The 13,831-nt window shown below is 41.2% G+C and carries 13 protein-coding genes; 8 read left to right on the top strand and 5 right to left on the bottom strand.

Annotation, left to right across the window (positions count from 1 at the left end; genetic code table 11):
- Positions 1-84: 84 nt before the first annotated feature.
- Positions 85-1,287 carry an aminotransferase-like domain-containing protein gene (locus A6M13_RS13985; RefSeq protein WP_066547741.1) on the bottom strand — a complete coding sequence of 401 codons (1,203 nt, stop codon included), beginning with the start codon at positions 1,285-1,287 and terminating at the stop codon, positions 85-87.
- Between the two features lie 314 nt (positions 1,288-1,601).
- Between A6M13_RS13985 and A6M13_RS13980 the strand changes: the two genes are divergently transcribed.
- Positions 1,602-2,498, top strand: coding sequence for an alpha/beta hydrolase (locus tag A6M13_RS13980; protein ID WP_066547734.1), 897 nt, complete (start codon positions 1,602-1,604; stop codon positions 2,496-2,498).
- A 188-nt stretch (positions 2,499-2,686) separates the two neighbouring features.
- Here the strand turns inward: A6M13_RS13980 and A6M13_RS13975 are convergent, their stop codons facing one another.
- Positions 2,687-3,046 carry a DUF3221 domain-containing protein gene (locus A6M13_RS13975; protein WP_066547732.1) on the bottom strand — a complete coding sequence of 120 codons (360 nt, stop codon included), beginning with the start codon at positions 3,044-3,046 and terminating at the stop codon, positions 2,687-2,689.
- A gap of 96 nt (positions 3,047-3,142) precedes the next feature.
- Here A6M13_RS13975 and A6M13_RS13970 point away from each other — a divergent pair, with 96 nt between their 5' ends.
- The 3 genes from A6M13_RS13970 (at position 3,143) to A6M13_RS13960 (ending at position 6,953) form a co-directional block, all read left to right on the top strand.
- A complete protein-coding gene (locus A6M13_RS13970) occupies positions 3,143-3,736 on the top strand; it encodes a DUF4166 domain-containing protein (protein ID WP_066547729.1) in 594 nt (197 codons plus the stop codon).
- Positions 3,737-3,882: 146 nt separating this feature from the next.
- Positions 3,883-4,863 carry a GMP reductase gene (gene guaC, locus A6M13_RS13965; protein ID WP_066547726.1) on the top strand — a complete coding sequence of 327 codons (981 nt, stop codon included), beginning with the start codon at positions 3,883-3,885 and terminating at the stop codon, positions 4,861-4,863.
- A 95-nt stretch (positions 4,864-4,958) separates the two neighbouring features.
- On the top strand, positions 4,959-6,953 hold the full coding sequence (locus tag A6M13_RS13960) for an acyltransferase family protein (RefSeq protein WP_066547723.1): 1,995 nt from the start codon (positions 4,959-4,961) through the stop codon (positions 6,951-6,953).
- Positions 6,954-7,015: 62 nt separating this feature from the next.
- Here the strand turns inward: A6M13_RS13960 and A6M13_RS16150 are convergent, their stop codons facing one another.
- Positions 7,016-7,219 (bottom strand): hypothetical protein, encoded by a 204-nt coding sequence (locus tag A6M13_RS16150; RefSeq protein ID WP_141680968.1) that lies wholly within the window; start codon positions 7,217-7,219, stop codon positions 7,016-7,018.
- Between the two features lie 81 nt (positions 7,220-7,300).
- Between A6M13_RS16150 and A6M13_RS13950 the strand changes: the two genes are divergently transcribed.
- The 3 genes from A6M13_RS13950 (at position 7,301) to A6M13_RS13940 (ending at position 11,109) form a co-directional block, all read left to right on the top strand.
- Positions 7,301-7,840, top strand: coding sequence for a glycerol-3-phosphate acyltransferase (locus tag A6M13_RS13950; protein ID WP_066547720.1), 540 nt, complete (start codon positions 7,301-7,303; stop codon positions 7,838-7,840).
- 9 nt (positions 7,841-7,849) lie between these two features.
- On the top strand, positions 7,850-9,355 hold the full coding sequence (locus tag A6M13_RS13945; RefSeq protein WP_066547718.1) for a GNAT family N-acyltransferase: 1,506 nt from the start codon (positions 7,850-7,852) through the stop codon (positions 9,353-9,355).
- Positions 9,356-9,465: 110 nt separating this feature from the next.
- Positions 9,466-11,109, top strand: coding sequence for an S-layer homology domain-containing protein (locus A6M13_RS13940; protein ID WP_066547715.1), 1,644 nt, complete (start codon positions 9,466-9,468; stop codon positions 11,107-11,109).
- A gap of 37 nt (positions 11,110-11,146) precedes the next feature.
- Here A6M13_RS13940 and A6M13_RS13935 read toward each other — a convergent pair whose 3' ends face one another.
- Entirely contained in the window at positions 11,147-12,214 is a 1,068-nt protein-coding gene (locus A6M13_RS13935; RefSeq protein WP_066547707.1) for an FAD-dependent monooxygenase, read from the bottom strand.
- Positions 12,215-12,555: 341 nt separating this feature from the next.
- Here A6M13_RS13935 and purU point away from each other — a divergent pair, with 341 nt between their 5' ends.
- Positions 12,556-13,458: a formyltetrahydrofolate deformylase gene (purU, locus tag A6M13_RS13930; RefSeq protein WP_066547704.1), complete on the top strand. Its 903-nt coding sequence runs from the start codon at positions 12,556-12,558 to the stop codon at positions 13,456-13,458.
- A 42-nt stretch (positions 13,459-13,500) separates the two neighbouring features.
- On the opposite strand, the gene A6M13_RS13925 is transcribed toward purU, so the two are convergent.
- Positions 13,501-13,809 carry a thioredoxin family protein gene (locus A6M13_RS13925; RefSeq protein ID WP_066547701.1) on the bottom strand — a complete coding sequence of 103 codons (309 nt, stop codon included), beginning with the start codon at positions 13,807-13,809 and terminating at the stop codon, positions 13,501-13,503.
- Between the last annotated feature and the right edge of the window lie 22 nt (positions 13,810-13,831).

The following is a 13,831-nucleotide window of genomic DNA, read 5'->3' as shown; positions in this document are numbered from 1 at the left end:
GTGTCGGGACGCACCCGCAAATTCTTATCATCTCTATACACTTATTTTCATCAGAAATAAGGTTCTGTCCCAGTCTCATCGTTTTTATTGTGCCACTACTGCATGTGATGCGATGACTTCTTTCATAATTGTACCAAGACGTTTAATGCCTTCTTCAATCACTTCTTCGGTTGCGTTTGTATAGTTTAAGCGCAGTGTATTAATATTTTCTGGATGTGTATAGAATGGGTCCCCCGGTACGAATGCCACATTCACTTTCATCGCGGCATCAAATAGCTCAAGCGCTGAAATTCCTGCAGGCATCGTTGCCCAAATAAACATGCCTCCCTCAGGCTTTGTATATTTTACTTCAGCAGGGAAATGCTTTTCGATCGCTTGTAGCATCGCATTTGCTTGTTTACTGTAAAGAGCAATAATTTTATCAACGTGCTCTTGGTAGGCATTGTGTGTTAAATATTCGGCAATCGTCATTTGTGCGAAAATATTTGTATGTAAATCTGTTGCCTGTTTTGCTGTCTCTACATGTGATAAAATCTCTTTGTTTTTTGTGACGATATAGCCTAAGCGGAAGCCAGGTGTCACCGTTTTAGAGAATGAACCAAGAAGCACCGAGTTTTCTAAACGTCCTGCACCGATATATGGTAGTGCTTCACCTTCAAAGCGTAATTCGCCATACGGGTCGTCTTCAATTAATGCGACATCATATTTTTTGACAACTTCATAAATGGCCTCACGTTTTTCTTTAGAATACGTAATACCAGTCGGGTTTTGGAAGTTCGGCACGGTATAAATGAATTTAATATTAGCATTATTGGCAAGCGTAGCTTCAAGTTCGTCCACGTTTAGGCCATCATCTTCTAATGTTACGGGGTAGAAATTTGGCTCGGCTAATGTGAAGGCTTGAATCGCACCTAAATAGCCAGGTGCTTCCATAACAACGCCGTCTCCTTTATTTAAAAATACTTTGCCGAGTAATTCTAATGCTTGCTGTGAGCCAGTTGTAATGAACACATCTTCTGCTTGAATATCAAGTCCGAAGTTTCGTTGATATTTTGCCGCAATGAGCTGGCGTAACGGTTCGTAACCTTGTGTTGTGGAGTATTGGAATAGCTTTGCACCTTGTTCAGCAATTGCGTTATTAATCGCCTCTTGTAACGCATCAATTGGGAACGAAATGGGGTTTGGTAAGCCGCCTGCAAATGAAATGACTTCTGGTGAATCTGTTACCTTTAAAATATTTCGAATAAATGATGATGGTGTGTTTAAAATTTTGTCTGAAAACTGCATATGTTATCTCGTTCCTTTACGTATAAAATGTGATGTAGCCAATCATAATATCGCTACGTTGCCAGCGAAAATGTGGCAAGTGTTGAATTTTCGGTACATTCAGTATTATCTGATAATATCAGAAAATTAAAATAAATAAAAGAGGTTATGTGTAACTATAGCTGATTCTTTTGAAAGGGGGCATTTTTAAGTGTAAACGAGTGAATTCCTTCGCAAAAATGTTGGGAGTTGCCGGCAAATGTAGGGTTGCGTAAGGCGTAGAAGTGGTGTAAACTATAAAACATAGTAACTTAATCGGAATAGGTGGGAAATAAATGATGACAATGAATAATAAAGCGAAAAAATATATTGCACGACAACAAAAACTTCCATCTTTACACACATTATCACCACAAGAAGCGCGTAAATTACGGGCAGTGCCACGAATTGCAAAGCCGGTATCACCACTTGCTTCAATTCGCGATGTGCGCATTGATGTAAAAGATGGGCAAATTGTATTACGTATTTATACACCGCAAGTGATCGGTAAATTAAAAGCGATTTTGTATATTCACGGAGGAGGATGGGTCATTAACAGCATTGACACGTCAGATGAATCGTGCCGACGTTTAGCTGAAAAAACAGGACGTGTTGTCATTTCTGTCGATTATCGCTTAGCGCCTGAATATGCGTTTCCAGTGCCGTTAGAAGATTGTGAAGCGGCATTTCGTTGGGTCGTGGCACATGCGCAGCAATTACACATTACACCAACACATATTGCAGTAGCAGGTGATAGCGCTGGGGCTAATTTAGCGACTGTGTTAGCCAATCGTTTTAGCGACGCCATTGAAGCGCAAATTTTATTATATCCCGTGACCGACGCAACAATGTCAACAAAATCATATGAAATCTATGCTGAGCAGCACGGTTTAGATGCGGTTGTGATGAAATGGTTTATTGAACAATATGTCGAAGAGGCAGAGCGAAAAAACCCGCTCGTATCGCCATTGTATGCAGAAGTCGTTCATGCGCCAAAAGCGTTTATTATTGTGGCTGAAAATGATGTATTAAAGGATGAAGGTATTTTATATGCGAAAAAATTGGAGCATGTAGGAACGCCCGTGAAGCTTGTTGAAATGGAAGGCTTAATTCATAGTTATTTTACAAATAATGCGATTTTTGCCGAGGAAATTGATTCAACGATTGCTAAAATTACAGCATTTTTAGCGTAAATGGGCAAATAAAAAAGGCGGGGGCTCATCCACCCCGCCTAAAACAGCTGTCACCTAGCATTCCGTGCTATTAGCGGTGCATAGCTGCTGTAACAAAACAAGTTTGTTACGAAAGGTTTTGGCACCTGTCTTTAAGTATAGCATAAAAAAGAGTGCGCCTAAATTTTTAGAAAAATATAAATTTAGTATTAGTCAATAATATCAATTTGAAATACGCCCCCAAGTTGCGCTGGATAACTTTCCATCACGACACCGTCATAGTGGATACGTATTTCCATGTTCTCTTCTAGTTGTGTAATAGCTACTTCTTGTTGCGCAGCATTATATACTTTGACACCCTTTGTTGTCAGCATAAATTCCCCACGATGATTAATATCGTTTTCGTCAATTCCCTTTACAAGTAAGCTCCCATCGCGTACTTCGGTTATATGTGCATAGAAGGTCGGGGCAGCTTCTTCTCTTCCACGTTCAACGCCAAACTGAAAACTTACATATACAATTGCAAATAATAAAAGTAACGCTAATACTAATAAAATCATTCGTTTCATACACATCACCTCGTTATAATAGAACGTTTCTTCACCTAATTGGTTCGCATGTTATTGTAAATGATGGGTAAAGAGAAAGCAAAGGGAGGAATCGACATGCATTATTACGAAGCATTACTACAAACGGATTTTGAGCGATTACATCCATTACTGAAAAAGCGGTACGCAGAACAACCTGGCAAGCCGCTGCGCATTACTGGGGTGATGCACCATATTGAAAATGGTTCCCCATTGCTAACACCTGCACTGAAATTCGCAGAGCCAACAAAGTTTATGTTTGCGAATGAAGGGCAAAACATTCCGTTTGAACTAGAAACAAATGTTACGATAGAGGATGGAAATTATGTTATTTATTGGAATCGCACATTCTATTTTCCGAATGAACCGAAGTTTTACGATACAGAAATGGTAATTGACCCTATCACACGCCAAGCGGTCGATTATAACGGACAAGGACGTTTATTTGGTTCGCGCATGGACATTCGCGTAACAGCAGAAGGCGCACTTTGGATGCAGTCTACATCACAATTTGTGCGCATCGGAAATCAACGAATGACTGTGCCGAAATTAATGTACGTAAAAGGGGCAGCACTTGAATGGGCAGAAGACGACCATATTTGTATGGCTATTGATGTATATCATGAAAAAATAGGGCGAATTAAGCGATACATCGGTGAATACACATTGTAAACGCTCTATTTACGAACAATTAACAATTTAAATTAAAAATTTTTCGTTTTTTGTTGACTTTCGTTTTAAATGTGTGTAAATTATGTAATGGCGAACGAAATAAGAAAAAAAACAAATAACATTCGTCTTTTAGGAGTGGGATTTTTATGGATACAGTATTTGATTATGAAGACATTCAATTAGTACCGGCAAAATGTGTTGTGAATTCTCGTTCGGAGTGTGACACGACAGTTAAGCTTGGTGAACATACATTTAAATTACCAGTTGTACCTGCAAATATGCAGACAATTATTGATAAAGAGTTAGCAGAAAAATTAGCAGCAAACGGTTACTTCTATATTATGCACCGCTTTAACCCAGAAACACGCGCACAATTTATTCGCGATATGCATGCAAAAGGTTTCATTGCATCCATTTCTGTTGGGGTAAAAGACGATGAATATCAATTTATTGAGGAGCTAGCACAACAAGCGCTAGTACCAGATTATATTACAATTGACATTGCACACGGGCATTCAAATGCGGTTATTGCAATGATTCAACATATTAAAAAGCATTTACCGAACAGCTTTGTGATTGCGGGGAATGTTGGGACACCAGAAGCGGTACGTGAGCTTGAAAATGCAGGCGCAGACGCAACGAAAGTGGGCATTGGGCCAGGGAAAGTATGCATTACAAAAATTAAAACTGGTTTCGGTACAGGTGGCTGGCAGTTAGCAGCACTTCGCTGGTGTGCAAAAGCAGCACAAAAACCAATTATTGCAGACGGTGGTATTCGTACACACGGCGATATTGCTAAATCAGTACGCTTCGGTGCATCAATGGTGATGATTGGTTCATTATTTGCAGGGCATGATGAGTCACCGGGTGAAACAGTGGAAGTGGACGGCGTATTAATGAAGGAATACTTCGGTTCAGCGTCTGAGTTCCAAAAAGGTGAACGTAAAAACGTTGAAGGCAAAAAAATGTACATGCCGTATAAAGGGAAAATCGTCGATACATTAATCGAGATGGAGCAAGACCTGCAGTCATCGATTTCATATGCAGGTGGTCGTGATTTAGAAGCGATTCGTAAAGTCGATTATGTTGTTGTGAAAAACTCAATTTTCAACGGCGACCGCTACTAATAGAAAATGAAAACGCGCTGAACAAGCCTCTCCTTGTTCGGCGCTTTTTTGTATTGTATGATACACATGATGACATGAATAAAGGAGATGTACATGTGAAAGATTTACCGCTTGCTTCGCGTCAGTTTTATGCTGAAATAGCAGGCTTACGTTTACTTTGTATCACATTAATTGTGATTTATCATATTTGGCTTCATAAAGTGTCTGGTGGCATTGATGTTTTCTTTGTGCTGACAGGCTTTCTTACAATGCTTACAATGCTGTATCGCATCGATGAAGACGGGAAAGTCGCACCGTTTACGATAGTGGCACGCATTATTAAAACACAGTGGTTACATGCCTTTATCGTCATAGTTGGCATTATGGTGATGCTGTTTTTTACGTATCCGATTGGACAGTGGGAAAGTGCTCTTGCGCATATGCGGATGACGATGATGGGTGTCGAAAATGGGTATTTAATTGACCAAGCGACAAATTATTTAGCGTTTGACCAAGCAGCGAGCCCGTTCCAACATTTTTGGTCGCTAGCAGTGCAGTGGCAATATGCAATCGTCGCAGCGTTTGTTGTAGCATTTGTGCACATCTTTAGTAAACAAGCAAAGCTACCAGTGCGTAAAACATTACTCGTCGTTGTAGTCGTGTTAGCAGCAATTTCCTTTTATGCTAGTATTTTGTGGACGGCAAATGCACCACATACTGCGTATTTCCATACATTAACGCGTCTGTGGGAAATACTTGCTGGGGCAGCGATGGCACTCGTTGTGACAACGATTAAGCTCCACCGCTTTGTAGCTCGGCTGGCAATGTGGGTGAGTATCCTTATGTTGGTGATGACCGGTATACTTGTCCCAACTACGTTAGCGTTTCCGGGTTATATCGCGGTTATACCGGTGATGGCTGCATGTTTATTTTTAGTGTCTATTACAGGACAAACGATGACATGGGGACTGTTTCGCGCGCGTCTAACGGTGTGGTTAAGTCAATATACGTATGGCTTATTTTTATGGCATTGGCCGGTATTAATGATGGCAAAAATGGTATGGCAGCGTGAAGTGTTTACAGTTGAAGAGGGCCTCCTGATTATCGCGGTGTCGCTAGCATTCGCAGTCATCTCGCACCATGCGACACAGCTTGTGCAGTCGATGTTTACGATGCGTCGCTATCAATTTGTCAGCATCGTCACGTTTGCCATTGCGGTGTCTGTCTCCGTTAATTTAATGATGACGCAGTATATAGACGATCGACAATTAAAGCACGCGGAAGCCGAACATTTAATGCCGGTCGAGCAGTATCCAGGAGCGGCAGTATTAACAACAGGTGTGGAAGCGGAGGCAAATGTGCCGCTCATTCCCCCAATGTTAAATGTACGCGGTGATTTGCCACAAATAGACGGGCCAGATGCGTGTAATGCGACGACACAAGCCATTGTTACGTGCTCCTTCAACGCAGGAGCAGAACGTCCCATTATTGCACTTGTTGGTGGATCACATTCGGGGCATTGGTTCCCAGCATTAGAAGAACTAGCAGTGGCGTTAAATTTTCAGCTCGATACGTATTTGCATGACGGTTGTCGCTTTACAAATGATGATTTCAATGGGCAAATGACCGAGGCATGTTTAGCTTGGAATGCTACTGTAATCGAGCACTTTCAGACATCGCCACCCGATTTTATTTTCACAACAGCGACATTAAATAAACGCCCGACTATACCGAGTGGCTATATTGCACAGTGGCAAGCACTAGAAGGCTATACGCATATTATTGCGGTACAAGATAATCCGCGTATGCCACATGATGTGCCGGACTGTATTGCGTTACACAATGGTGATGCGCGTGCGTGCCATGTGGAACGAGCAGATGTATTACCAGATGTGCTACCATGGGACGTCACAGACAACTTGCCGAGCAACGTTACATTTATTGAAACGGCACAAGCGTTTTGTGACGACACAACATGTTTTGCAGCGGCTGGCAATATTATTGCATACCGTGATACAAATCATATTACAGCGACGTATGCGAAAACATTGCAGTCTATATTGCACGAGCCATTGCGCAGTGTGCTGACAGAGACAAACAACCTCAATTGAAATAAAACATAATAAATAGAAGGAAAAAGCACTCTCGATGTTGAAAAATGCGAGAGTGCTTTTTATAGTTGCTTAAACTGCTTCTCATAGTCTACTAACGCGCGTTGTAAGCGAAGCTCATATTTCGGCAGTAACGGTTTATGGCGTGCGAGGATTTGAATCGTTGTGCGTTTCGATAAGCCTGCATGAATTGCGAGCCATTCAATAGGAATGTTATCTTCATGTAAATATTGTTTCCAACGGTCAATAATGTCGATATGAATCACTCCTTTGCTGTAAGGATACAAAAAATTTACACGAATGTCGACAATTTGCGTACAATAAAGAAAGAAAAGGGGTGGAATGCAATGCTATGGGTATATATAATAAGTGCCTATGTCCTCGGCACATTTTTGACGGCGACCGTTGTTGGGCGCTTGCGTGGTATCGATATCAGTAAAGCAGGTAGCGGCAATTTAGGTGCGCGTAATGCGGGGCGTGTGCTCGGGAAATGGGCATTTTTTAGTGTAATGATTGGCGACGGACTAAAAGGCGTTATCGTAGTGCTGAGTGGACAGGCACTTGCAATGACAAATAGTGTTATTGCGCTTGCTTTATTATGTGCTGTTTTTGGACATGTGTATCCTTTTTGGCGCAAATTCCGAGGTGGCAAAGGTGTCGCGACATTAGTGGGCGGATTACTTTTTTTCCAACCGTGGGGGATTGTATGGCTCGTAAGTGGTTTTAGTGTCGTCGCACTTATAACACGTAGCAGTACAAAAGGTATGTACGGCGCGTTTGTCGTCTATAGTATGATGTTGCTCATCTTTGAACAGCAGAGCGCGTTTTTCGCTGTCATTGCGATGGCATTCGTCGTGTGGGCAAACAAGCAGGAAGTAAAGGAGTAGGTGACGAGTATGTATCATTGTAAAATCGCAACAACTGCGCAAGAGTTTGAGGAAATTGCGCGTTTAAATTATGAAACTTTTGTTGAAGAAATTCCGCAACATCCACCGAATCACGAACGTAAACTTGTCGATAAATTTCATGAGGATAATACATATATTGTGATTTATAAACAGGCAACATTAATCGGAATGTTGGCATTTCGTGATAAGCGACCGTTTTCGATTGATGGCAAAATAGGTGAGGTGGAAACGTATTTACCTGAGCATCTTTGTACAAAAATGTGTGAAGTACGTCTATTAGCCATTCGCGCACAATATCGTCGCGGACGTGTTTTTCTGCGTTTAGCACAGGCACTATATGCGTATGTGCTCGGGCAAGGATATAGTGCTTGCGTCATTTCAGGTATTACAACACAAAAAGGACTGTATCGTCAAATTGGTTTTGAACAATTTGCGGAACGTGTCGGGACTGCTGGTGCGATGTATATTCCGATGGTGTTAACGAATGAGCGCGGTCAACAGTTTTACGAGCAGTTTCAGCAAAAGAATCTCATTTTCTTTCCGGGACCCGTGCAACAGATGAAGCCACTGCAATACACACATATTTCTCATCGCAGTGCAACATTTGAGGAATTAAAAGCGCGCGTTTATGAGAAGCTTTGTACGCTTGCAGATGCAGAGAATGTCGCGTTGTTACAAGGTAGTGGAACGCTTGCTAATGATGTTATGTTACAGCAGCTCGTCAATCAATACGGGCAAACGAAAGGGTTAATTTGTGTAAACGGCGAGTTTGGTGAGCGACTTGTGAAACAAGCACAAGCCTTACAGTTACAGTTTGATGTTTATGAAGAGCCACTCGGAACGCCATTTCAGAAAGAGCTCCTGCAGCAACAATTACAGCAAGCTGCGTGGTGTGTCGTTGTGCACGGTGAAACATCAAGTGGCATGTGTAATGAACTTGCACCGTTTATCGAATGGCGTCAAAAGACGGGGCGTACATTAGCCGTTGATTGTATTTCAACGTTTGGTGCGTTGCCATTTTCATTAAAAGGCGTAGATATAGCGACTGCGACATCAGGGAAGGCGCTCGGTGCGTTAGCAGGCATGAACTTTATTTTTTACAAGCAAGCGAAGCCAGGCGGTGCACGTTATAGTGACCTGACACAATACGCTGAGCGGACGCCATTTACATTGCCTGCGTATTTATTACACAATGTGTGGACCGCACTAGAAGCATATCCGCAGCGATATACGCTGTTAGAAGAACGTCTACAAACATTGTTGACATTGCCGTTACAGTGGCTTACGGCAGCGCCTTACGCAACAGCCGTAAGCTTTTATACGAGCGCTAATTTTGTGCGTGATGCTCGGTTAAATGGTTTTGAGTTACATGCAGATAGCGACTATTTACAGCGCCTTCAAATGGCACAAATGAGTGTGATTCAGCCACAATTTGAAGCGGATATTCGTGCTTTTTCCGAATGGCTCCATGTCTATCCGTCTAATCCATCATAAAAAGCTATGCGTAATGCCATGTCCATTACGCGTAGCTTTTTTCTTCTATTGGTCTATCGTATTTCATCGCTTACTTCTATATGATAAAGGAATATAAAGGAGGAAGTAGTATGAAGCAATTTTTCGTGAGTGTATTTGTTTTTTCTATACTCGTTGTACCGGGACTTACTGTTAGTGCAAACGACATACAACAATGGCAAGTGGGCGAGACAGTAACGACTGTGTTCAATGACGCAGGGCAATATGAAGAGACAATGTATACGATAACATTAACAGAAGATCAGCTCGTTACATTTACAATAAACGATACGTTTTACAATGTATTTGTGGCATTGAAGACAGCAGAGGGAGAGCCGATTACGGTGTTACGTGGACATTCGTTAAGCGATACACCAAATGAAACAACGATGCGCGTGCAATTGCGTAAGGGCACTTATTATGCGACGTTATCCGGTAGAGATACGAAACAAGCGGCAGCCAGTTATACGATAGCACCGTTAGTATCACCTTACAATATTAAACCAAATGATTCAGAAGAACGCGCCAATCACATCCCGACAAATACAACAATTGATGTTGTGCAAACGACAGGAGATAGGTACGAAGAAAGCTATTTTTCGTTTACGTTGTCACAACTAAGTGCAGTGACGCTCCAAGGTGCGTTACAAGGACATAATATGCCGGATGCCGCCTTCGATTTATCGCTTGTTGCGGCACCACGCTTTGTCGTTACGGAACATATTGGGCCGGACACGAAGCTTTCTGATATGCCAGAAGCGGGCTACTATGTATTGCCAGCAGGACAGTATACGGTGAAATTACAGCTAGGCGCGGTCATGTTTGAACCGAACATGCAGTTCCATGTCAATGCTGTGCCAATTCAACCGAACAAGCACGTGAAAATAACGACTGAACGAACAGCTGTTGATATCGGTACGGTATACGGTGGCATTTTCAATACATTTACACATGATGAGTATGTAGTAGCTGCACAGGCACAACAGCAAGTAGCGATTATACTTGATGCGACAATGACGAACGATACAGCAGTTGCGTTTGGGGTGCGCGCGACTGACGATACCGTATTTCTAAAACCGATGGCGACATCGACAGAGCCTACACGAACAGTTCATGTATATAAAGATATACCTTCTACAAGTATTATTCAGCTAAGTACGTACGGAAATATCAATCAAGCACGTCATGATTACGCGTTACGTGTTTACAACGTTCTCTATCGGGATGTATTAGGAACGCATCGTTATTTCCCGGAAATTATGCAGCTACAGCACGCAGGTCTTGTACATGGCTATCCAGATGGTACATTTCAGCCGAATGTGTCTATTACACGTAAACAAGTGTTATTAATGCTATCACGCGACACGAATGTAACATTACGAAAAGTGCGCGACATGATTGCTTTTAAAGACCTCGTTGGTAATCCGACATTAGAAGGAATTGCAAAGCCTTTTTACGAAGCGGGTATTATTGATGGTAGTGACGGCACGATACGCTTAAACAATACATTAACGCGCGCACAGCTAGCAAAAATTTTAGTCAATACGTACGGGCTGACAATGCAAGGAGAAGTGATACCGTTTAGCGATGTGAGCACACAGCATGGCTCGTATCACGATATTCAAATTTTGGCGTCAAATGGCATTACAACAGGCGATAATGGCGAATTTATGCCAAATGTACCGGTAAGTCGTCAACATTTTGCGGTATTTTTATCGCGCATTGTCAATAAGTAAAAGGATTGGTTGAGTGTGATGCTCAACCAATCCTTTTTTACGCAAATACAACAAAGGCATCGGCAAATGATGCTTCCTTTTGTCGTTGGAGTTGCTGAATTTCTTTTACTTGTGTTTTACGCATCGTTTCGCATTGCGTATAGCTAATCGTGTCCATACGTTCACCGGCAATAATGTCACCTAAAATATCAGCATCGCGCAATGCACAGTTTAATCCGTACGCACCAGTTGGCGTCATCGTATGAACAGCATCACCTAAAAAGACAAGACCATCTTTTTGCCACGTTTCGACTTCACTGCTATAAACATCGAGTAAAATAAAATCTTTCCACGAATGCAAATGCGCTGTAATGGTCTCTGCAAGTTGTGGCATCGTTTCACATAAGCGTTGTTTAAATGGCTCGAACGGTTGATTACGAACATCTTTAAATGTTCCTTCTGCAATTTGCCAGCCGATTTGTATATAATTTGCTGTTTGCGTAAAAATCGATAATTGAAAATCATCCATAAGCGCAAATTCAATAGAAGGTTGCCACGTCGCAGGCGCAGGAATACGTGCCCATAATAAATCGTAGCCATGCTTTATAATTTTCACATCAATACCAGCTTTTTTTCGAACAGTTGAGTAACGTCCGTCTGCACCAATGAGTAAATCGCACGTGATCGTTTGCGTTTTGCCGTCTTTTACAGCTACTACGCCGTAATACGAGCCATCTTCTCGCTGTAATAATTCTTTTACAGATGTACCTAATTGATAAGAAAAATTATCGAAGGCAGTTGCTTTTTCTATAATTGCTTGCAGTAAATGTGTTTGTGGCACATGAATGCCAAAATGTGTATTTGTTGTTAGTTCTTTAATCAGTTGTCCGTTATGCCAATAACGCAGTGCTGTCATTGGTAAACAGCCGATTTGTTCAACGGCGTCATATAAATCATATTTTTTTAAAATCATTTCGCCTTCTTCATTTAAATGTTCGCCTCGAAATGCTTGTCCAAGTGTCGCAGTGCGTTCGAGCAACAACGTGTGAATACCACGTTTGGCGAGTAAATAAGAAAGTAGCGCGCCGCCTGGACCTGCGCCAACAATTAAAGTTTGTACGTGCATACATAACCGTCCTTTGCTTACATTTTGTAACTAAGTATAGGATAGTGAATTTTTATTGTCTAGTGAAAGTGATGAAATAGGATGATTGAGCGACTTAAAACATGTTGCGAGGCATAAATAGGGCAGAGGAAAAGAGCTTGGAATGAATAAACTTGTGTAGAATGTCTTTTATAAGAGGACAATATTTCATTGTTTGATTTTAATGTTGATATAATTGTTGTTTGTGTACACCTTAAAAGCACATAATTTTTTATTTTTATTAAAAATTCTAAAAATATATTGAAATGAAACGCTTTTCGTATGATAATAAAGCAATCATAACAAAGCTAGGAGCGTATAACATGTCTGTTCAACATATGAAAGTAACAAAACGTATCGACCCAAAATATCAAAATGAAGCGGTATTATTAGTGAAATGTCCAGATAAGCCAGGGATTGTGGCTGTATTATCGGAGTTTTTACATACATTTGATGCTAATATTATTGAATCAAGTCAATATTCAACTAATCCAGAAAACGGTACATTTTTCATTCGTTTAGCGTATTATTGCGACCAGCTTGCTGACAAAGCAGAGCAAATGGAAAAGAATTTCGCAGGGATTGCGCGCGCATTCGATATGCATTATGAATTTCATTACCGTGCGCAAACGAAACGTGCTGCGATTTTCGTATCAAAAGAGCCACATTGTTTATTAGAGCTTTTATGGGAGTACCAAAACGGGGATTTAAATATGGATATCGGTGTGGTTATTAGTAACTATGAAGATTCACGTGACATGGTGGAGGCACTCGGCATTCCGTTTTATTATATTCCGGCGAACAAAGATATTCGCGAGCAAGTTGAAGCACAGCAAATTGCTTTAATGGAGGAGTTTGAGATTGATGTGTTAATTTTAGCACGCTATATGCAAATTTTAACACCGAACTTTGTCAAGCATTTTGAAAATCGTATCATTAATATTCATCATTCATTTTTACCAGCATTTATCGGGGCAGATCCGTATGCTCGTGCCTTTGCGCGCGGTGTAAAGTTAATTGGCGCAACAAGCCATTATGTAACAAATGACTTGGATGAAGGACCGATTATTGAGCAAGATGTAGAGCGTGTCGACCATCGTTCAGACGTGAAGGAGCTACGCAAAATCGGGAGTAAAATTGAACGTCGCGTGTTAGCAAAAGCCGTGAAATGGCATGTTGAAAATCGCATTTTAGTAGAGGGAAATAAAACGATTGTGTTTCATTAAAGAAAAGGTGTGCAGCTATAAAAGCCGCACACCTTTTTTGCATTATAGCGCTGTTAAAAACGCCTCGATTTGTTCTTGTGTTTTGCGATCGCGATTGACGAAACGACCTACTTCTTCGCCATTTTTAAATGCGACAAAACTTGGGATGCCAAATACATCTAATTGGGCGCAAAGATCAATAAAGTCATCACGATTAATTTTTATAAATGTATAGTCGCTAAATTTTTGCTCGACTTCTGGCATAAACGGGTCAATAAATGTACAGTCAGGGCACCAGCCAGCTGAGAAGACAAATACCGTTTGTTGTTGCGTTAACGCCTCAAATTGTTCGATTGATTGTAAGTTTTCCATAAAACACACTCCTTTGTTTCTA

Source organism: Caryophanon tenue (genome assembly GCF_001700315.1).
In the GTDB taxonomy this organism is placed as follows: domain Bacteria; phylum Bacillota; class Bacilli; order Bacillales_A; family Planococcaceae; genus Caryophanon; species Caryophanon tenue.
Note: the sequence above shows the minus strand (reverse complement) of the source record. Positions and strands in the feature narration are given on the sequence as shown.

Excerpts from the sequence above, each read along its gene's own strand:
- A6M13_RS13970 (WP_066547729.1), top strand. The coding sequence starts at position 3,143 with ATGCATTATTACGAAGCATTACTACAAACGGATTTTGAGCGATTACAT.
- A6M13_RS13950 (WP_066547720.1), top strand. The coding sequence starts at position 7,301 with ATGCTATGGGTATATATAATAAGTGCCTATGTCCTCGGCACATTTTTG.
- A6M13_RS13935 (WP_066547707.1), bottom strand. The coding sequence starts at position 12,214 with ATGCACGTACAAACTTTAATTGTTGGCGCAGGTCCAGGCGGCGCGCTA.
- A6M13_RS13980 (WP_066547734.1), top strand. The coding sequence starts at position 1,602 with ATGATGACAATGAATAATAAAGCGAAAAAATATATTGCACGACAACAA.
- A6M13_RS13925 (WP_066547701.1), bottom strand. The coding sequence starts at position 13,809 with ATGGAAAACTTACAATCAATCGAACAATTTGAGGCGTTAACGCAACAA.
- A6M13_RS13975 (WP_066547732.1), bottom strand. The coding sequence starts at position 3,046 with ATGAAACGAATGATTTTATTAGTATTAGCGTTACTTTTATTATTTGCA.
- purU (WP_066547704.1), top strand. The coding sequence starts at position 12,556 with ATGTCTGTTCAACATATGAAAGTAACAAAACGTATCGACCCAAAATAT.
- A6M13_RS13945 (WP_066547718.1), top strand. The coding sequence starts at position 7,850 with ATGTATCATTGTAAAATCGCAACAACTGCGCAAGAGTTTGAGGAAATT.
- A6M13_RS13940 (WP_066547715.1), top strand. The coding sequence starts at position 9,466 with ATGAAGCAATTTTTCGTGAGTGTATTTGTTTTTTCTATACTCGTTGTA.
- A6M13_RS13985 (WP_066547741.1), bottom strand. The coding sequence starts at position 1,287 with ATGCAGTTTTCAGACAAAATTTTAAACACACCATCATCATTTATTCGA.
- guaC (WP_066547726.1), top strand. The coding sequence starts at position 3,883 with ATGGATACAGTATTTGATTATGAAGACATTCAATTAGTACCGGCAAAA.